Source organism: Hydrogenophaga sp. FG152, from assembly GCF_057809615.1.
This window is the reverse complement of record NZ_JBMDKH010000002.1, coordinates 24,443-43,499: the sequence shown is the minus strand read 5'-3', so window position 1 is coordinate 43,499 and position 19,057 is coordinate 24,443. Positions and strand designations below refer to the sequence as shown.

The following is a 19,057-nucleotide window of genomic DNA, read 5'->3' as shown; positions in this document are numbered from 1 at the left end:
TAACACGCCATACGTTTTGAAACCAGCCCGAAGGCCGTCACACTCGGGATTCACCGACTCACAATACCGCCATGCAAAAAGACGTCAGCCTCATTGGGGTGCCAACCGATATCGGTGCCGGTGCACGCGGTGCCTCCATGGGCCCCGAGGCCTTGCGCGTCGCGGGCCTGGCCTCGGTGCTCGAAGGCCAGGGCCTGAGCGTCGCCGACCGCGGCAACCTCGGCGGTCCGGCCAATCCCTGGTTGCCGCCCACCGACGGCTACCGCCACCTGGGTGAAGTGGTGGCCTGGAACCAGACCCTTCATGAGGCCGTGCACGCCGAACTCGCGCTGGGCCGCCTGCCCATCGTGCTCGGCGGTGACCACTGCCTGGGCCTGGGCTCGATCAGCGCGGTGGCGCGCCACTGCCGCGAGGCGCGCAAGAAGCTGCGCGTGCTCTGGCTCGACGCCCACGCCGACTTCAACACCGCCGCGCTCACGCCCAGCGGCAACATCCACGGCATGCCGGTGGCGCTGCTCTGCGGCATGGGCCCGCCCGAACTCACCGGCATCGGCGGCACCACACCGGCCATCGACGCCGGCGTGGTGCGGCAGATCGGCATCCGCAGCGTGGACGCGGGCGAGAAGCGCCTGGTGCACCAGGCCGGCCTGGAGGTGTTTGACATGCGCTACATCGACGAGATGGGCATGCGCCACACCATGGAGCAGGCGCTGATGGGCGTGGACGAGCAGACCCACCTGCACGTGAGCTTCGACGTGGACTTCCTGGATCCGGAAATCGCGCCCGGCGTGGGCACCACCGTGCTCGGCGGCCCGACCTACCGCGAGGCGCAGCTGTGCATGGAAATGATCGCGGACACCGGCCGGCTGAGCTCGCTCGACGTGATGGAGCTCAACCCCGCCCTCGATGTGCGCAACCGCACCGCCGAGCTGGCGGTGGATCTGATCGAAAGCCTTTTTGGCAAGTCGACGCTGATGCGAAAAAACTAAAGTTGTAACTCGATTACAACCAAAGGGTGTCTCGCGGCCGGGGCCCTGCGTTCAGCCCTGGCCCACGAGTTCAAAGTGCTCCACCACCGGCGGTTGCACGAAGAATGGGCCGACGATGGCGCGCCACTGCGTGAAAGCGTCGGAGCCCCGGAAGCCCACCGTGTGGTCTTCAAGCGTTTCCCACTGGATGAGCAGCACGTAGCGCCCCGGGGTTTCGATGCAGCGCTGCACCTGATAGCCCTTCAGGCCCTTGGCCTGGGCGATGACCGTGCTCACGCCGCGAAGAATGGCTTCCTCAAACGCTGAGCTTTTCAGGGGGTCGATGCGGATGTCGGCGTGCTCAAGAATCATGGTGTTTGGCCCCCCTGCGCCGCCTCGCGTCACCCCCGGGGGGGCGATGCCTGCGGCCTGGCAGAGCCAGTTCCGCGGCATCCTGGAACGACGTGCTTGCGCGCCGGAGGCATGGTGGTGGATCGGAGGGGAGAGATTAACCGGTAACCGCGTGGAACCGGCTTTGCCGGGCCACTGCGGTTGCCCCCTCGGGGGGTGACGCGCCGTCAGGCGCGGCGCGGGGGGAGCGATCCGTTCTCATCATGTCGACCGCCTTCTCCGCCATCATGATCACCGGGGCATTGGTGTTGCCCCCCACCACGCTGGGCATCACCGACGCGTCCACCACGCGCAGGCCGGCCACACCGTGCACGCGCAGGCGCGCGTCCACCACGTCCAGGCCGCCCGGCGCGCCATCCGGGCCCATGCGGCAGGTGCCCACGGGGTGGTAGATGGTGTCGGCGTGATCGCGGATGAATTGTTCGATCTGCGCGTCGCTTTGCGCCTGGGCCGACGAAGCCGACTCGGTGCCACCGTGGCGCGTGAGCGCCGGTTGCCGCAGCAGCTCGCGCATGCGCTTGAAGCCCCGCACCAGGCGCGCGGTGTCGTCGCTGTCCTGCAGGAAGGCAGGGTCGATCAGCGGCGCGGCCTGCGGGTCGGCACTGGCCAGGCGCAGGCTGCCCCGGCTGCGGGGGCGCAGCAGGCACACGTGGCACGAGTAACCGTGGCCGAACACCGTCTTGCGGCCGTGGTTCACCAGCTTGCCGACCACGAAGTGCAGTTGCAGGTCGGGAATGGGCTCGTCGGGCGAACTCTTGATGAAGCCCCCCGCTTCCGCGAAGTTGGTGGTCAGCATCCCGCTGCGCTGGCGACGCCATTCGAAGATGCCGCGCACCACCCGCGCCACGCCCGTGATCGAAAGGCCGAACAGGTCCTTGACCTTCGGCGCGTTGACCACCATCACCACGTCCACGTGGTCGTGCAGGTTCTGGCCCACGCCGGGCAGGTCGTGCACCGGGGTGATGCCGTGCTCGCGCAAATGCGCGGCCGGGCCGATGCCCGAGAGCATGAGCAACTGCGGCGAGCCGAAGGCGCCCGCGCTCAGCACCACCTCGCCGTCGTCCTTGAGCCGCAGGATCTGCAGCGGACCGCGCCCGCCGTTGCCCCGGTACTCCACGCCCGCCGCGCGCACCGTGCCGCCGTCTTCGATGTCGGTCACCACACGGGTGGTGAGCGCGTTCGTGATCACCTGCAGGTTGGGCCGCGCCAGGTGCGGCGTGAGGTAGGCCTTGGCCGCGCTGTGGCGCTCGCCGTTCTTGTGCGTGACCTGGTAGGCGCCGATGCCTTCCTGCTCGGGGCCGTTGAAGTCGGAGTTGAGCGGATGGCCCGCCTGCGCGCCGGCTTCGACGAAGGCGGGCAGGAAGGCATTGGGGCTGCGCAGATCCATCACATTGAGCGGCCCGCCCTGGCCATGCCACGCGTCGGCGCCGCGCTCGTTGTGCTCGGCGCGCTTGAAGTACGGCAGGACCTCCTGGAACGACCAGCCCGGGTTGCCCAGCGCGGCCCAGCCGTCGTAGTCGCTGGCGTGGCCGCGCGCGTAGATCATGGCGTTGACCGAGCTCGAACCGCCCAGCACCTTGCCGCGCGGCTGGTAACCACGCCGGCCGTTCAGGCCAGGCTGGGGCACGGTCTGCAGGCCCCAGTTGGCCTGGCCGTTCTTCGCCAGCAGCGCCAGGCCCGCCGGGCAGTGGATGAGCACGCTGCGGTCGGGCGGGCCGGCCTCCAGCAGGGCCACCCGGGTGCCGGGGTCTTCGCTGAGGCGGGAGGCCAGCACGCAGCCGGCCGATCCGCCGCCAACGATGATGTAGTCGAACATGGTGTCTCCGTGGTGGTCAGCGCCGTGCAAGGCGTGCGCGACAATCAAAGGCCAAGGTAGCACAGGGCCTCGCGCCCGGTTAGGCAGCACCGCCTAGGAAAGACACGCCGGCGACGCCGGGTTTTCACGGATTTTTGAACAGGAGCAGCGTCTTCATGAACAGCATCAACACGGTCGGCATCATCGGCTCGGGCACCATGGGCAACGGCATCGCACAAGCCTGCGCCACGCGCGGCATCCGCGTCGTCATGGTCGACATCGCGCAGGCCGCGGTCGACAAGGGCCTGGCCACGGTGGCTGGCAGCCTGGACCGGCTGATCAAGAAAGAGAAGATCACCGCCGCCGACAAGGACCAGGCGCTCGCCCTGATCCAGGGTTCGACGAACTACGAAGACCTCAAGGGCGCGCAGCTCGTGATCGAGGCCGCCACCGAGAACGAAGGCCTGAAGATCAAGATCCTGCAGCAGCTCGATGGCCTGCTCGCGCCCGAGGTGATCGTGGCCACCAACACCAGCTCGATCAGCATCACCAAGCTGGCCGCCGCCACCCAGCGGCCCGACCGCTTCATCGGCATGCACTTCTTCAACCCGGTGCCCATGATGGCGCTGGTGGAGATCATCCGCGGCCTGCAGACCAGCGACGCCACGCACGACGCGGTGAAGGCGCTGGCCGAGGCCCTGGGCAAGTCGCCCATCACGGTGAAGAATGCGCCCGGCTTCGTGGTCAACCGCATCCTCGTTCCCATGATCAACGAGGCCTTCTTCGTGCTGGCCGAAGGCATCGCCACGGCGGAGGACATCGACGCCGGCATGAAGCTGGGCACCAACCAGCCCATCGGCCCGCTGGCGCTGGCCGACATGATCGGCCTGGACGTGTGCCTGGCCGTGATGAACGTCTACATGGCCGAGTACAACGACAGCAAGTACCGCCCTGCCCCGCTGCTCAAGGAAATGGTGGCCGCCGGCTACCTCGGCCGCAAGACCGGGCGCGGCGTGTATTCGTATTGACCCCCGCGCCGCTTCGCGGCCCCTGAAGGGGGCGATGCCCTGTGGCCCGGCAAAGCCGGTTCCACGGCATCTCTGGGTCGAGGCACGCGCTCCGGAACTGCTGGCCCTAGCGAGATGACCAGTTCCCCAGGCCGGCGAGCTGCGGCGAGGGTTCGACCGGCCCCCAGCGCAAGGGCAACCCACCCTGCATGCGGCGCACATGCGTCACCCGCATGCGCAGCAGGCGCAGCGCGCCGTCGTAGGACGCGAGTTCGGCGCCGTCCCACAGCACCCTGGCCTGCACCGCGACATACAACAGGTCGCCGCGCTCGAAATCCACGAACAGCAGACCCGCCGCGGGGTGCACGGCGATGTTGCCCAGCGTGTTGAAGAAGTGGTTGCCCATGAAGTCGGGCACGGTCAACAGATCGCCCTCCAGCTTCACGAAACCCGGCGGGCCGCCGCGGTGCGATACGTCCACCCCATGGCGGGCTTCACCGCCCGCGACCATGGCTTGGGGGTGCGCGGTGGCGATGAAGAAGGTGTCGGCCGCCCGGATCATCTGGCGCGATGCCTCGTCGAGGCTTGTCCCTTCGCAGGCCAGGTGCCCGGCAGGCGCCTCGGGCGTCCACACCGGCTCGCGCGCCTGGATGTACTTCGGGCAGTTGCCGAAGCTCTGACCGACCTCGACCGTGAACCCACCGTCTTCCAGCCGCGCCGTGCCGTTCATGCGGTTGCGCCGGCGCGTGTGCGGCTGGATGCCGAGCAGACCCAGTGGCGCGCCGTCGTGCAGCGTGTCATGGAGCGGGTCGTGCGGCAAGGGCCGGGCGCGGATCCGCAGGTGCGTCGGATCGGGTGAGGTCATGAAGCCCGATGCGCCCGCGAGCACACTGGCCCAGGGCTGGCCCTGCGCGTCCACGCTGCCCACTGCCACGAAAGGCAGCAGTCCGAAGAACTCGCGGTGCTGGTCGGGCATGTGATCGCGCAACACGCGCGGGCCGATCTGCGCCATCTGCGCCTGCACGCCGGCGCGCGCCTGCATCGCCTGTTCACCGGCGTGAAAGGCGGCGCTCATGCCGCCAACCCCACTGGCGACGTCACCATCGGCACAAAGCCCGGCAGGGCCTCGATGCGCGCCAGCCAGGCGCGGATGGCCGGATACGGCTGCAGCGACACCAGGCCTTCGGGCGCCCGGGCCACGTAGGCGTAGTGCGCCAGGTCGGCCAGCGTGGCGCGCTCGCCGACCAGAAACGGCGTGCGCTCCAGTGCGCCTTCCATGAACTCGAACAGGGCTTGCGCGCGAGCGATCGCCTCCGCCGGGTCAGTGGGCAGCCCGAAGAGCTGCACCACGCGCGCGGCGGCCGGTCCGGACGCGAGCGGGCCAGCGGCCAACGAGAGCCAGCGCTGCACGCGTGCCGCGCCCACCGGATCGCGCGGCAGCCACTGGCCCGGCGCGTAGCGGGCTTCGAGGTACACCAGGATGGCGTTCGAGTCGCTCAGGATGAGGTCGCCGTCGCGCAGCACCGGCACCTGACCCAGGGGGTTCAGCGCCAGGAAGGCGGCGGACTTCTGCTGCTTGCGCGGCAGGTCGATCTCGACCGTCTCGAACGGCAGGCCGAGCAGCGAGAGAAACAACTCGACGCGGTGGCAGTGGCCGGAGATGGCGCTTCGGTGCAGCTGGATGGAAGGTCCCATGGATCGCTCCTGAAAGAGGAAAGGCGCCATCTTCTTTCTTGCAAGCACAATCACAAATACCCCTGCACGCACAAGACTGCTCCACAAATCGGTTTAATGGCGCATGGACAAGCTCCGCGCCATGGCCACCTTCGTGCAGATCGCCGACGCCGGCAGCCTCACCGCGGCGGCCTGGGCGCTGGGCGCCTCGCTGCCGGCCGTGGTGCGCTCGCTCGCCGCCTACGAGGCCGAGCTGGGGGTGCGCCTGTTCAACCGCACCACGCGCCGCATCTCGCTCACCGAAGAAGGCCGACGTCACCTTGAGAGCTGCCGCCAGCTGCTGGCAGCGGTGGACGATGCCGAGGCCGCGTTGAAGGACGATGCCACCGAACCCACCGGCCAGCTCACCATCACCGCCCCGGTGCTGTTCGGCCAGATGCACGTGGCCCCCGTCGTCACGCGTTTCGTGCAGCGCCACCCCCAGGTGCACTGCCGCGTGATGCTGATGGACCGGGTGGTCAACCTGCTGGAAGAAGGGCTCGACGTCGGCATCCGCATCGCGCACCTGGAAGACTCCAGCCTGGTCGCCCTGCCGCTGGGCGAGATCCGCCGCGTGATCGTGGCCAGCCCCGCCTTCCTGCGCGAACACGGCCGCCCGCAGCACCCCAACGACCTGCTCAAGGCCAACTGCGTGCGCCTCGTGGGCTACGCACCCCATTGGGGGCGTTTCCAGGAAGGCAGCAAGACCTTCAAACTCACCGTCGATGGCAACCTGGAGTTCAATCACATTGCCCCGGCGGTGCAGGCCTGCGCGGACGGCGCGGGTTTCGGCCAGTTCCTCTCCTACCAGGTGGCGCCCTTGCTGCAATCCGGCGCGCTGGAAACCGTGCTGGACGACTTCGCGGACGCGCCGCGCCCGATCCACGTCGTGTACCCCCACGCCCGCCTGCTGCCCACGCGCACGCGGGCCTTCATCGATTTCATCCGACAGGAACTCAAAGGCTTCGAGCCCGGACACCCCTCACCATGAGCACTTCCTCTTTCGACTTTGACCTCTTCGTGATCGGCGGCGGCAGCGGCGGCGTGCGCGCCGCCCGCATGGCCGCGCAGCGCGGCGCGCGCGTGGCGCTGGCCGAAATGCTGGGCACCGACGGCCTGGGCGGCACCTGCGTGAACGTGGGCTGCATCCCCAAGAAGCTCTACAGCTACGCGGCGCACTATGCCGAAGCCTTCGAGGAATCGCACGGCTTCGGCTGGGAGCTGGACAAGCCCCGTTTCAACTGGGCCACGCTCAAGGCCAACCGCGCGAAAGAGATCAGCCGCCTCAACGGCATCTACGGCAACCTGCTGACCGGCTCAGGCGTGACCGTGTTCGATGCCTTCGCGCGCATCGACGGCCCGCAGGCCGTGGTGCTCAAGCCCAACGGCGAGGCCGGCGAAAAACGCGTGACGGCGAAGCACATCCTCATCGCCACGGGCGGCAGGCCCAGCGTGCCCGACATCGAAGGCCGCGAGCACGTCATCGACTCCAACGCCATCTTCGATCTGGAGCCCTTTCCCCAGCGCCTGCTGATCGTGGGCGGTGGCTACATCGCCAGCGAGTTCGCGTCCATCTTCAACGGCCTGGGCGCGAAGGTGACCCAGCTCTATCGGGGCGAGCAGATCCTGCGCGGCTTCGACGACGAGATCCGCCACTTCGTGGCCAACGAGATGATCAAGTCGGGCGTGGACCTGCGGCTGGGCGCGGACGTGGCCGCCATCGTGAAGACCCGCGACGGCCTGCAGGTGAAGCTCCAGGGCGGCGGCGAGGTGATGGCCGACGCCGTGCTGTACGCCACCGGCCGCGTGCCCACGGTAGGGGGCCTGGGCCTGGACGCGGTGGGCGTGGCCCAGGGCAGGGCTGGCGAGGTGATCGTCAACGAGCACTACCAGACCAATGTGCCCTCCATCTTCGCCGTGGGCGACGTCACCAGCCGCATCCAGCTCACCCCGGTGGCTCTGGGCGAGGCCATGGTGGTGGTGGACCAGCTCTTCGGCCCCGCTGCGGGCAAGCCGCCGCGCAGCATGGCCTACGACTTCATTCCCACCGCCGTCTTCACCCACCCCAGCATCGGCACCGTGGGCCTGAGCGAGGCCGATGCGCGCAAGCAGCATGGCGAGGTGACCATCTTCCGCAGCGAGTTCAAGGCGCTCAAGCACACGCTCTCGGGCAGCGGCGAGCGCACGCTGATGAAGCTGGTGGTGGACACGAAGAGCGACCGCGTGGTGGGCCTGCACATGGTGGGCGCCGAAGCGGGCGAGATCGTGCAGGGGTTTGCGGTGGCGCTCAAGGCTGGCGCCACCAAGGCGGTCTTCGACAGCACCATCGGCATCCACCCGACGGCGGCCGAGGAGTTCGTCACCATGCGCGAACCCGTGAAGAAAGCCTGACCGGGCTCAGCGCAGCGCGACCAGCAGCGCCATGCAAAGGGCGGTGTGCGCCAGCAACCCGGGCACCAGCCACGCCGCATAGCGAACCCCGCCGCTCAAGGCGGCGGTGACGCTCTTGCTCAGGGCGTGCATTCCCAGCGCCAGCATCACCGCCCACGGCACGCCGTCCGAAGGCGGCCCGCCGGACGCGAAAACCGCCGCCAGCGCCGAGTGCAGGTCCACCAGCGACGCGAGCAAGGTCCCCGCCAACACGCCGGCCTCGCCCAGCCAGAGGTCCAGCGCATGCACCAGGACCTGGATGCCCGCCAGCAAGGCGGCAATGGCGGTGGCACCCCACAGGCTGAACATCCGGTCGCCTTGCGCCGCCCCCGGCCCCTCGGTGTGGGGCGACGAGCCCAGCGTGCGGCCCAGTGCCACGGGCGCCCCGCGCACCAGCCACGCACCCCACAAAACGGCCAGCAGCCCCCCGGCCAGGGCCGGCAACCACAAGATGGAGAGCCAGGCCGGGCGGACCGCAGCGGCCACCATCAGCATCTGCAGCAAGGTCGCCACACACGACAGCAAACCGCCCCCCGCCATCAGGCGGGCCTCCTCACCCGCGCGCCGCGCGCTCATGCCCAGCGTGGCGATGGTCGCCGTGCTCGACACAAAGCCCGAGGCGAAAGCCGAAAACGCCACCGCATGCTGCGCCTGCAAAAGCCGCCGGCACAGATGGGCCAGCGACTGCACCGCCAGCAGCAGCGCCAGCAATTGCACGAGCGTGGCCGGGTTGAGCACCGGCCCCCACAAAGGCCGGTCCGGCATCAGCGGCAGCGCCACCAGCACCAGCGCGGCCAGCGCAATGCCATCGCGGATCTCCGCCGGGCGCAGCCACTCATTCACGACATGGTGCAGGCGCTCGCGCGCGGCCAGCAGCGCCGTCAACCCTGCAGCCAGGGCGGCCGCCAGCGGCAGCTGCCAGACGCACACCACGCCGATCGCGTAGGTCAGCAACAGTGCCACTTCGGTGGTCACGCCGGGGTCATCGGAGCGGTCGCGCGCGTACGCCACCACCCCCAGCGCCGCCACGAACGCCGCGCCAATCGGCACCAGCCCGGTCTGCGGCAGCAGCGCGGCCACCGCCCCGCTCACGCACACCAGCGCGAAGGTGCGCAAGCCGGCGAAAGCCCTCGCGGGGCCTTGGCCCTTGCGGCGCTCGCGCTCGACACCGATCAGCAGCCCACAGCCCAGCGCGGCGGCCAGGGCAGCGGCGGCGTGGGTCCAGTCGGGCGGGGCGAGGGGCAACATGGTTTTCCTTCCAGTTTCCGCATTCCTGCGGTGCCAAGCAACGGCGCGCCACAATAACGCATGCAAAAATCACCCGCCTACACCGCACCGCTCGTTTTCAAGGACCCGGCCGAGGCGCTGGCCCAGGTGCAGCGCATCTACCAGGACAACGTGGAATTCCTGCGCCAGGCCATGCGCGATTTCGTCGCCGGCGGCGATTTCACGTTGACCCACGTGCGGGCGTGCTACCCCTACGTGCGGCTGCACACCCACAGCGTGCTGCGCCAGGACGTGGTCAACCAGCCGCCGAGCCGCCTGAGCTACGGCTTCGTGGCAGGCGCCGGGCGCTACGAGACCACGCTCACCCGCCCCGACCTGTACAGCGACTACTACCTGGAACAGTTCCGCCTGCTGCTGGCCAACCACGGCGGCGAACTGGAGGTGGGCACCAGCACGCAGCCCATCCCCATCCACTTCTCGTTCGCCGAACACGACCACGTGGAAGGCAGCATGGACCTGATGCGCCGCGCGCTCATGCGCGACGTGTTCGACCTGCCCGACCTCACCGCCATGGACGACGGCATCGCCAACGGCACGCACGAGCCCCGCGCGGGCGAGGCGCACCCGCTCTCGCTGTTCACCGCGCCCCGGGTGGACTATTCGCTGCAGCGCCTGCGCCACTACACCGGCACGGCGCCCGAGTGGTTCCAGAACTTCGTGATGTTCACCAACTACCAGTTCTACATCGACGAATTCATCAAGCTCGGCCGCGCCGAGATGGCCGACCCCGACAGCGAGTACGTGGCCTTCGTCGAACCGGGCAACGTGGTGATGCGCCGCACCGGCCTGGCCGCCGAGAACGGCGACGAACTCGGCAGCGCACCGCCGCGCCTGCCGCAGATGCCGGGCTACCACCTGCTGCGCGAAGACCGCAGCGGCATCACCATGGTCAACATCGGCGTGGGCCCGGCCAACGCCAAGACCATCACCGACCACATCGCCGTGCTGCGCCCGCACGCCTGGCTGATGCTGGGCCACTGCGCCGGCCTGCGCACCAGCCAGCAGCTGGGCGACTACGTGCTGGCCCACGCCTACGTGCGCGAAGACCACGTGCTGGACGAAGAACTCCCGCTGTGGGTGCCGATCCCCGCGCTGGCGGAGATCCAGCTCGCGCTCGAAGCCGCCGTGGCCGACGTGACCGGCGTGCCGCCGGCCGAGCTCAAGCGCATCATGCGCACCGGCACCGTGGCCAGCACCGACAACCGCAACTGGGAACTGCTGCCCGACAACATGCCGCAGCGCCGCTTCTCGCAGTCGCGCGCGGTGGCGCTGGACATGGAATCCGCCACCATCGCGGCCAACGGCTTTCGCTTCCGCGTTCCCTACGGCACCCTGCTGTGCGTGAGCGACAAGCCCCTGCACGGCGAGATCAAGCTGCCCGGCATGGCCAACCACTTCTACCGCGAGCGCGTGGACCAGCACCTGCGCATCGGCATCCGCGCCATCGACATCCTGCGCGCCGGCGGCACCGACCAGCTGCACAGCCGCAAGCTGCGCAGCTTCGCGGAAGTGGCGTTCCAGTGAGCCGAGGCGCCGGGCCTCAGCCCCGGCCGGCGCGCACCAGCTCCAGGACTTCCTTGTGGTCCGTGCTGCCCAGCCGCTCCAGCGTGAAGCGCACGACCCGCATCAAGTCCGGCGAATACCACACCGTGGCCTGGTAGCGAAGGTTCGACACCGCAACACGGTGCACGGGCAGGCGGGAAGTCCATCCCCGGATGTCGATGCGCACCGCGTTGTACTCACTCTCACCCACGCGAATCGCTTGAGGGCCGGAGGCCACCGCCGTGACATCAAAGCCCGTGGTGTCGCCACCCTGGCTGGTGGAAAATTTCAGCGGCTGAAACCCGCTCATCACCTGGCCGCCCGGTGCCCAGCCACCGGGCGGTGTCACCAGATCCAGTTCGAGCAGCGCGGCCGACGACGAATCCTGCACGCGGCCGGTTTCATCCTCCACCCGGCCGCCGCCGTTGAAAACGATGCGGCCACCGTCCACGCGATCCACCTTCAGGCTGACCGTGCTCTTGAGCTTGGTCTGCGAATCCGTCACCACGTACTCGAACCAGTCCCCCGGCCGCCGCTGCGCCGTGGGCTGCCGCCCTCCGGAAGGCGCCGCCACCGGTGCGGCCGTCACCCGGGTGGCGGCGCGCCGCTCCAGCAGCTCACGGCCTCGCTGAGGCAACTCGGTAATGCGGTAGGCGGGCACGGCGAGGTTGATGTTCGGTGCTTCGCGCCGCAGCAGCGTGGTGATGCCGATCAACCGGCCCTCGGCATCGAACAGGCCTCCGCCACTGGAGCCGGCCACCAACGGCGCGGTGGTCTGCACAAAGAGAAGCTTCCCTTGCTCGTCGCGCCGCAGGCCCGAGAGCAGGCCATCGCTCAGCGTGGCCTCCTGCCCCTGCGGCGCCCCGATCGCAAAGACCCGCGCACCCACCCGCAATGTGTCTCCGGGCGCCAGCTCCACCGCCGGGGCCTGGAAGTTGTCGACCTGGATCTGGCAGAGGTCGTTCTCCGGGTCCGGAAACTCCAGCCGGCCGCCATAGCTCACGTTGCCCTTCACCACCTGCAAGCGGGTCATGCGCGCCAGCACATGGCAACTCGTGATCAGGCGCCCGGGCCCGATCACCACCGCATTGCCGTGCGACGGGCTTCGCGCCTGGGCGTCGGTGGCCACCACCGTCCAGACGCTGGGCGCCACCTTGGCGAACAAGGCATCAGGCTCCAGCGCCCACGCGGGCGCGCTGACGGCGGCGGCCGCCATCGGCATCCAGGCGCACCAACCCACAGCGCGGCTCCGGGCTGCCCATCCACGAACTCCATCCATCGTCACCCCTTCCGTTGCAGGAATGGGTCCGATGCTAACCGCTTGTAACAAGACGATTCTTCGGGCTTTCACCTGCCCAGGGGGTTCATGTGGCGCTCGCCGCAGGCCTCGTTTCGGGATTAAGCTGCCCCGACCCCCACGGAGACCGACCCATGGCCACCACCCGACGCAAATTCCTCCTCGGCACCCTCGCCGCCAGCGGCGCGCTGGTGCTGGGCTGGTCGGTGTTGCCGCCGCGCCAGCGGCTCACCACGGCGCAGCCGCTTCCCACGACAGCGAACGAGGCGGCCCTCAATGGCTGGGTGAAGATCGACGCGGACGGCAGCGTCACCGTGATGCTGGCCAAGAGCGAGATGGGCCAGGGCGTGGCCACCTCGCTGTGCATGCTGCTGGCCGACGAACTGGACGCCGACTGGTCTCGCGTGCGCTTCCAGGCCTCGCCCATCGACAAGATCTACAACAACATCGCCACCGTGGTCGATGGCCTGCCCGTGCACCCTGACACCGAGAGCCGGGTGCTGGACGCGGCACGCTGGATGGCGGCCAAGGCCATGCGCGAGATCGGCGTGATGATGACCGGTGGCTCGTCGAGCGTGAAAGACCTCTGGCTGCCGATGCGCGAGGCGGGGGCTTCGGCGCGCGAGATGCTGGTGACCGCAGCGGCCCGGCAATGGAACACCGACCCCGTCCACTGCCGCACTGAGAACGGCGAGGTGCTCGGGCCCGCCGGGCAGCGCGCGAGCTACGGCAGCCTGGCCGGCGCGGCCGCGCAGCAGCGCCTGCCGCGCTCGCCCACGCTCAAGACGCCCGCGCAGTTCAGGCTGATCGGCCGGCCCACGAACCGCATCGAGGCCGCGAGCAAGACCGATGGCAGCGCGCGCTTCGGCATCGACGCGCGGCCCGAAGGCCTGCTGCACGCGAGCGTGCAGATGTGCCGCACCCTGCGCGGCCGCGCCACCCGCTTCGACGCGGCCGCCGCCCAGGCCATGCCGGGCGTGCGCACGGTGGTGCAGTTCGAGCCGCTGAACGGCGGCACCGGCGGCGTGGCCGTGATCGCCGACCACCCCTGGCGCGCCAAACAGGCGGCCGAGGCGCTGAAGATCGAATGGGACGCGGGCGAACTCGCGAACTTCCAGAGTGCCGAAGCCCTGGAGCAGCTCGCGCGCACGCTGGACACCGACAAAGGTTTCGCCTTCTTCACCGAAGGCGACGTGGACGCGGCCATGGCCGGCGCGGTGCGCGCCATCGAGGCGGAGTACCGCGCGCCCTACCTCGCCCACGCCACCATGGAGCCGATGAACTGCACCGTGCGCTTCGACGGCGACCGCGCCACGGTCTGGGTCTCGACCCAGGTGCCCGGCCTGGCGCGCAAGGCCGCCGCCGACGCGCTGGGCCTGCCCGCCGAAGCGGTGACGGTGCACGTGATGCTGCTCGGCGGTGGCTTCGGCCGGCGGCTGGAGGTGGACTTCATCGCCCAGGCCGCCGCCATCGCCAAGGCCGTGCCCGGTGCGCCGGTGCAGACGCTGTGGTCGCGCGAGCAGGACCTGCGCCACGACATCTACCGCCCGGCCTGCGTCTCGCGCTTCAAGGCCGGCTTCGATGCCCAGGGGCAGCTCGTGGCCTGGCAGAACACCAGCGCGGGCCAGGCCATCGTGCCGCAGGTGCTGGGCCGCCTGTTCGGCCTGCCCGGCGGCGGGCTGGACAAGACCACCTCGGAAGGCGCGTTCGACCAGCCCTACGAATGGCCGGCCGCGCGCATCGCGCACGCCGCCGTCGCCCTGCCCTTGCAGGTCGGCTTCTGGCGCTCGGTGGGCCATTCGCACCAGGCCTTCTTCAAGGAAAGCTTCGTCGACGAGGCCGCGCACGCTGTCGGTACCGACCCGCTGGTCTTTCGCGAACGGCTGCTGCAGCGCCATCCCCGGCACCTCGCGGTGCTGCAGGCGGCGGCGAAGGGCGGCGGCTGGGGCACGGCCTCACCGCCCGCGCCCGACGGCGCCAGGACCGCGCGCGGCATCGCCTTGCATGAGTCCTTCGGCTCCATCGTCGCGCAGGTGGCCGAGGTCTCGCTGGCGGCCGACAAAACCATCCGCGTGCACCGCGTGTGGTGCGCCATCGATTGCGGCACGGCGGTCAACCCGACGGGCATCGCGCAGCAGATGGAGAGCGCCATCGTCTATGGCCTCTCGGCGGCCCTGCACGGCCAGGTGGACATCGTCAACGGCCAGGTGCAGGCCAGCAACTTCCACGACCAGCCGGTGCTGCGTTTCCACGAGATGCCGGCGGTCGAGGTGCTGATTGTCCCGAGCAGCGCGCCGCCCGAGGGCGTGGGCGAGCCAGGCCTGCCGCCGATCGCCCCGGCGGTGGCCAACGCGCTGTTCGCGCTGACCGGCCAGCGCCACCGCAAGCTGCCGCTCAGGTCAGCTTGACCGCGCGCCCGATGTAGAGGATCGGCCCGGTCGGGCGGCCCGTGGGCGAGCCGTTGTAGGGCTCCAGCGTGATCTCGAACAGCTGGTTGGGCACCAGCGGCGGCAGCTGGTCGAGCTTGACCTCCAGCGGCTGGCCCGGCTGCACCAGGCCCAGCGAGACCGGCGCGTTCCAGTCGTCGGCCTTGGTCCAGAACTGCAGCGAGCGCTGCTCGGGCACGGCCGTGGTGCCCAGCGGCACCAGGCGCAAGGTATTGGCACCGCTGGTCTGCACCACCCAGCCCGGGGCCGTGCCATTGGGCGCGACCAGCACCACCATGTATTGCGGCGCGGCCGGCGCGAACAGGCCGGTGGACGGCAGCAGCGCGACCACCGACGCGGCCACGAAACCGGTGGCGGCCACCGCGCGCCAGAAGCCCAGGCTGCTCCACCAGGTCTGCCAGGCGCTGGCCTTGGCCGGTGCGCGTGGGGGGGCGATGGCGCGTTCGATGCGCGTCCACAGCGCGGGTGAGGGCTCCACCGCCTCGACCAAGGCGGTCAGCGGCAGCAGCCGGCCTTCCCAGCCGTCGACCGCGTCGCGCAAGGCGGCATCGGTGGGCAGGCGCGCCTGCACCTCGCGCCGCTGCCCGGCCGAGAGCGTGCCCAGCACGTAGGCCGCGGCCAGTTCGTCGATCGGATCGTGCGCCGTCATGCCAGGCACTCCCGCAACGAAGCCAGCCCGCGGCGGATCCAGGCCTTCACCGAGCCCAGCGGCGCGCCCAGGCGCTCGGCGATCTCGCTGTGGCTGCACCCATCCAGGTAGGCGTAGAGCACGCAGTTGCGCTTGGGCGTGTCCAGGCGCGCCAGGCAGTCGTCGAGCCGGCCGAGGTCGGCGCGCAGCGCGAAGGCCTCGGCCATGTCGGGCGCGGCGGGCGGGTCCTCGGCCTGCAGCGCGTCCATCTGCGCCTCGTCGGCCGACACGGTGCGCGCACCCGAGCGCACGGCATCGAGGGCGCGGTGCCGCACGATGCCGTACATCCACCCCCGGCCCGCGCCACGGCGGGCGTCGAAGGTGGCGGCGCGGGTCCAGATGTTCATGAAAGCGTCGTGCAACACGTCTTCAGCGGTGGCGCGGTCGCGCACGATGCGCAGCGCCACCCCCAGCAGGTAACGGCCTTCGTGCTCGTACAGGCGGCGCAAGGCCGCACGATCGCCCCGCGCACAGGCGGCCAGGGCGGCATCGTGGTCGAAAGCGTCGGGGTCGGACGGTGGCAAGGGCAGTCGGGCTCGGAAGGCGGAAGAGCCACGGCACGCAGGGCGCCGGTGGGCTGCCGGCATCCTAGCCGATCGGGGCGGCCGGTGGGACTTGGCGCCCCCCGGCCACCCACCATCACGAGGCCTTGTAGAAGATGTAGTCGGCCTGGTACTGCACCACCTGCTTGGCGCCCACGTTGCCGGCACCGCAGGCGGAGCTCGGTGCGATGCCGCCCTTGGTGGCCACGCGCTGGGTGTAGGTCACACCGCTCAGGGCGCCCATGCCCATGGCAGGGTTGGCCTTCACGAGCTGCAGGGGGATGTTCGCGTCGCCGTTGGGCGCCACGGCGACCTGGGTGGCGGTGAACTTGGAGCCGTCCATGGCTTCCCAGGTGGCGGGCGGGCCGTAGTACTTGCCGACCTGCTTGCCACTGCGGTCCAGCAGCTTGGCGTCAGGACCGCCGAAGACCCATTCGAACTGGCCGGCCATGTTGGCCTTGGCCTTGCATTCGTAGGTGATCTGGCCGACGCCCACGGTTTCCATCGCGACCTTGTGGCCGGCCGGCACCTTCACGGCATCGGGCAGGCTGGCCTGCGAATACGTCATGGCGGGCGAGCCCATGTGGGAAGCGCAGGCGGTCATGGCAAGCACCGCTGCGGCGGCCAGGGTGGATTTGAACAGCATGGCAAAACTCCTCGGGGTTGGGGTTGTGGGCAGCAGCGCAAAACGGCGCCACTGCTTCCACTACTCGCCAACCGGCGTTTTGGATGCAGCCGGATGCAAAAAAAACGTCGGGCCGGGGTTCAGGCCTTGCGCGGCCGGACCTTCGAGGCCGCCAGCTTGGCCTGGGTGCGGGCGCGCTCCACGTCGGCGTCGAACGCCAGCGCCACGCCCATGCGGCGCTTGGTGAAGCTCTCGGGCTTGCCGAACAGGCGCAGCTCGGTCTGCGGCACCTGCAGGGCCTCGTCCACGCCGTCGAAGGCGATGCCCGTGGCGTCCACGCCGCCGTAGATGACGGCGCTGGCGCCGGGGCTCTTGAGCGTGGTGGAGACCGGCAGGCCCAGGATGGCGCGCGCGTGCAGCTCGAACTCGTTCTGCCACTGGGTGATCATGGTCACCATGCCGGTGTCGTGCGGGCGCGGGCTGACCTCGCTGAACCACACCTGGTCGCCCTTGACGAACAGCTCCACGCCGAACAGGCCCTGGCCGCCGAGGTCGTCGGTCACGGCCTGGGCGATGCGGCGCGACTCGGCCAGCGCCTTGGGCGTCATGGGGTGCGGCTGCCAGCTCTCCACATAGTCGCCGCTCACCTGCACATGGCCGATCGGGTCGCAGAAGTGCGTCTCGATGCCGCCGTCGGCGCCCCGGGCGCGCACGGTGAGCTGGGTGATCTCGTAGTCGAAATCGATGAAGCCTTCCACGATGATGCGGCCCGGGCCGACGCGCCCGCCCGACATCGCGTAGTCCCATGCGGTCTTCACATCGGCGGGACCATCGATCTTGCTCTGGCCCTTGCCACTGCTGCTCATCACCGGCTTGACGATGCAGGGGTAGCCAATGCCGCCATCGATGGCGGCCTGCAGCTCGTCGAGCGAATCGCAGAACTTGTAGGGGCTGGTGGGCAGGCCCAGGGTCTCGGCGGCGAGGCGGCGAATGCCTTCGCGGTCCATGGTCAGGCGGGCGGCACGGGCGGTGGGAATCACGCGCACCACGCCAGCGGCTTCGAGCTCCTGCAGCATGGGCGTGGCAATGGCCTCGATCTCGGGCACCACCAGGTGCGGGCGCTCGGCCTCGATCAGCGCCTTGAGCTGCGCCGGGTCGCTCATGGTGATGGTGCGCGCGTGGTGCGCCACCTGCTGGCCCGGGGCGTTCTCGTAGCGGTCCACCGCGATGGTCTCCACGCCCAGGCGCTGCAGCGCGATCAGCACCTCCTTGCCGAGCTCGCCCGAGCCCAGCAGCATGACCCGGGTGGCCGAAGGAGACAAAGGGGTGCCCAGCGTGGTCATGTGAAGCTCCGGAAGAAAGAAAGGGAAATGTTCAGAGGGACTGGCCCATGGCCTCGCCCAGGCGCACGGCGTTGCCGGGTGCCCAGTCGGGGTTGAAGGCGATGGTGTCGCGCGGCCACAGCAGCACCACGGTGGAGCCGAGCAGGAAGCGGCCCATTTCCTCGCCGCGTTGCAAGTGCAGCGGCTGGTCGTTGTAGGACCACTCGCGCACCGTGCCCGGGCGCGGCGGGTTCACCACGCCGTGCCAGGTGGTGGCCATGCTGCCCACGATGGTCGCGCCCACCAGCACCTGCACGAAGGGCACGGTGGTCTCGCCCACCTGCAGGTCGAACACGCACACCACGCGCTCGTTGCGCGCGAACAGGCCGGGCACGCCCTGCGCCGTGGCCGGGTTCACCGAGAACAGGTCGCCCGGCACGTGGATCATGCGGCGCAGCGTGGCCGCCGCCGGCATGTGGATGCGGTGGTAGTCTCGTGGGCTGAGGTAGATGGTGGCGAAGGCGCCGTCGTCGAACTGCGCGGCCAGGGCGGCGTCACCGCCCACCAGCGCGCGCGTGCTGTAGGTGTGGCCCTTGGCCTGGTAGATCTGGTCGCGCGCGATCGCGCCGAACTGGCTGATGGCGCCATCCACCGGACAGACAAAGGCCGCATCGGCCAGCGGGCGGGCGTCGGCGCGCAGCGCGCGGGTGAAGAACTCGTTGAAGCTGGCGTAGGCCTGTGGGTCGGGGTTCGCGGCCTCCGCCATGTTCACGCCGTACTTGCGGATGAAGCGGCGGATGATCCACTGCGTGATGCCACCCCAGCGGCTGTTGGCCACCCAGCCCCCAAACACAGTGAGTGCGCGCTTCGGGAAAACGTATTGCAGGGCAACGGCGAATGACATGGGTGGGCAGGACGGTGGCGGGGACAAGACCCTGGCGGGCAGCCCCGCATTGTAGGGGCCGGCCTCAGGCGCGACGGTG

The 19,057-nt window shown here is 69.7% G+C and carries 17 protein-coding genes; 6 read left to right on the top strand and 11 right to left on the bottom strand.

The window, feature by feature from the left end:
- The first annotated feature begins 71 nt into the window (after positions 1-71).
- Positions 72-989 (top strand): arginase, encoded by a 918-nt coding sequence (gene rocF, locus ACODTB_RS02990; RefSeq protein WP_291111050.1) that lies wholly within the window; start codon positions 72-74, stop codon positions 987-989.
- Between the two features lie 51 nt (positions 990-1,040).
- Here the strand turns inward: rocF and ACODTB_RS02985 are convergent, their stop codons facing one another.
- Together ACODTB_RS02985 and ACODTB_RS02980 are read right to left on the bottom strand one after the other, a co-directional pair.
- Positions 1,041-1,340, bottom strand: a complete 300-nt coding sequence (locus ACODTB_RS02985; RefSeq protein ID WP_291111048.1) for an antibiotic biosynthesis monooxygenase family protein — start codon at positions 1,338-1,340, stop codon at positions 1,041-1,043.
- Between the two features lie 136 nt (positions 1,341-1,476).
- On the bottom strand, positions 1,477-3,195 hold the full coding sequence (locus ACODTB_RS02980; protein WP_291111046.1) for a GMC family oxidoreductase: 1,719 nt from the start codon (positions 3,193-3,195) through the stop codon (positions 1,477-1,479).
- Positions 3,196-3,350: 155 nt separating this feature from the next.
- Here ACODTB_RS02980 and ACODTB_RS02975 point away from each other — a divergent pair, with 155 nt between their 5' ends.
- A complete protein-coding gene (locus ACODTB_RS02975; protein ID WP_291111044.1) occupies positions 3,351-4,202 on the top strand; it encodes a 3-hydroxybutyryl-CoA dehydrogenase in 852 nt (283 codons plus the stop codon).
- A 106-nt stretch (positions 4,203-4,308) separates the two neighbouring features.
- On the opposite strand, the gene ACODTB_RS02970 is transcribed toward ACODTB_RS02975, so the two are convergent.
- Together ACODTB_RS02970 and ACODTB_RS02965 are read right to left on the bottom strand one after the other, a co-directional pair.
- On the bottom strand, positions 4,309-5,256 hold the full coding sequence (locus ACODTB_RS02970; protein WP_291111042.1) for a pyridoxamine 5'-phosphate oxidase family protein: 948 nt from the start codon (positions 5,254-5,256) through the stop codon (positions 4,309-4,311).
- Positions 5,253-5,876, bottom strand: coding sequence for a glutathione S-transferase family protein (locus tag ACODTB_RS02965; RefSeq protein WP_291111040.1), 624 nt, complete (start codon positions 5,874-5,876; stop codon positions 5,253-5,255). Before ACODTB_RS02965 ends, ACODTB_RS02970 begins: the two co-directional genes overlap by 4 nt.
- A 103-nt stretch (positions 5,877-5,979) precedes the next feature.
- On the opposite strand from ACODTB_RS02965, the gene ACODTB_RS02960 reads away from it, so the two are divergent.
- Complete coding sequence (locus ACODTB_RS02960) at positions 5,980-6,885, top strand: LysR family transcriptional regulator (RefSeq protein ID WP_291111038.1); 906 nt, start codon at positions 5,980-5,982, stop codon at positions 6,883-6,885.
- Entirely contained in the window at positions 6,882-8,285 is a 1,404-nt protein-coding gene (gorA, locus tag ACODTB_RS02955) for a glutathione-disulfide reductase (RefSeq protein ID WP_291111036.1), read from the top strand. Before ACODTB_RS02960 ends, gorA begins: the two co-directional genes overlap by 4 nt.
- A gap of 6 nt (positions 8,286-8,291) precedes the next feature.
- On the opposite strand, the gene ACODTB_RS02950 is transcribed toward gorA, so the two are convergent.
- Entirely contained in the window at positions 8,292-9,572 is a 1,281-nt protein-coding gene (locus ACODTB_RS02950) for an MgtC/SapB family protein (RefSeq protein WP_291111034.1), read from the bottom strand.
- A gap of 60 nt (positions 9,573-9,632) precedes the next feature.
- Here ACODTB_RS02950 and ACODTB_RS02945 point away from each other — a divergent pair, with 60 nt between their 5' ends.
- Complete coding sequence (locus tag ACODTB_RS02945) at positions 9,633-11,135, top strand: AMP nucleosidase (protein WP_291111032.1); 1,503 nt, start codon at positions 9,633-9,635, stop codon at positions 11,133-11,135.
- 16 nt (positions 11,136-11,151) lie between these two features.
- Here the strand turns inward: ACODTB_RS02945 and ACODTB_RS02940 are convergent, their stop codons facing one another.
- The gene (locus tag ACODTB_RS02940; RefSeq protein WP_488929091.1) at positions 11,152-12,375 is read right to left on the bottom strand and encodes a S1C family serine protease; all 1,224 of its coding nucleotides are present in this window, start codon (positions 12,373-12,375) and stop codon (positions 11,152-11,154) included.
- 209 nt (positions 12,376-12,584) lie between these two features.
- On the opposite strand from ACODTB_RS02940, the gene ACODTB_RS02935 reads away from it, so the two are divergent.
- On the top strand, positions 12,585-14,858 hold the full coding sequence (locus ACODTB_RS02935; RefSeq protein WP_291111028.1) for a xanthine dehydrogenase family protein molybdopterin-binding subunit: 2,274 nt from the start codon (positions 12,585-12,587) through the stop codon (positions 14,856-14,858).
- Here the strand turns inward: ACODTB_RS02935 and ACODTB_RS02930 are convergent.
- The 5 genes from ACODTB_RS02930 to asd all read right to left on the bottom strand — a co-directional run bounded on the left by ACODTB_RS02930 (position 14,845) and on the right by asd (position 18,978).
- Complete coding sequence (locus tag ACODTB_RS02930; protein ID WP_291111026.1) at positions 14,845-15,546, bottom strand: anti-sigma factor; 702 nt, start codon at positions 15,544-15,546, stop codon at positions 14,845-14,847. The two genes, ACODTB_RS02935 and ACODTB_RS02930, sit on opposite strands and share 14 nt — an antisense overlap.
- Positions 15,543-16,109 carry a sigma-70 family RNA polymerase sigma factor gene (locus ACODTB_RS02925; RefSeq protein WP_291111024.1) on the bottom strand — a complete coding sequence of 189 codons (567 nt, stop codon included), beginning with the start codon at positions 16,107-16,109 and terminating at the stop codon, positions 15,543-15,545. Before ACODTB_RS02925 ends, ACODTB_RS02930 begins: the two co-directional genes overlap by 4 nt.
- 115 nt (positions 16,110-16,224) lie before the next feature.
- On the bottom strand, positions 16,225-16,773 hold the full coding sequence (locus ACODTB_RS02920) for a DUF3455 domain-containing protein (protein WP_291111022.1): 549 nt from the start codon (positions 16,771-16,773) through the stop codon (positions 16,225-16,227).
- Between the two features lie 119 nt (positions 16,774-16,892).
- A complete protein-coding gene (gene purT / locus ACODTB_RS02915) occupies positions 16,893-18,095 on the bottom strand; it encodes a formate-dependent phosphoribosylglycinamide formyltransferase (RefSeq protein ID WP_291111020.1) in 1,203 nt (400 codons plus the stop codon).
- Positions 18,096-18,126: 31 nt separating this feature from the next.
- Positions 18,127-18,978, bottom strand: coding sequence for an archaetidylserine decarboxylase (gene asd / locus ACODTB_RS02910; protein WP_291111019.1), 852 nt, complete (start codon positions 18,976-18,978; stop codon positions 18,127-18,129).
- Between the last annotated feature and the right edge of the window lie 79 nt (positions 18,979-19,057).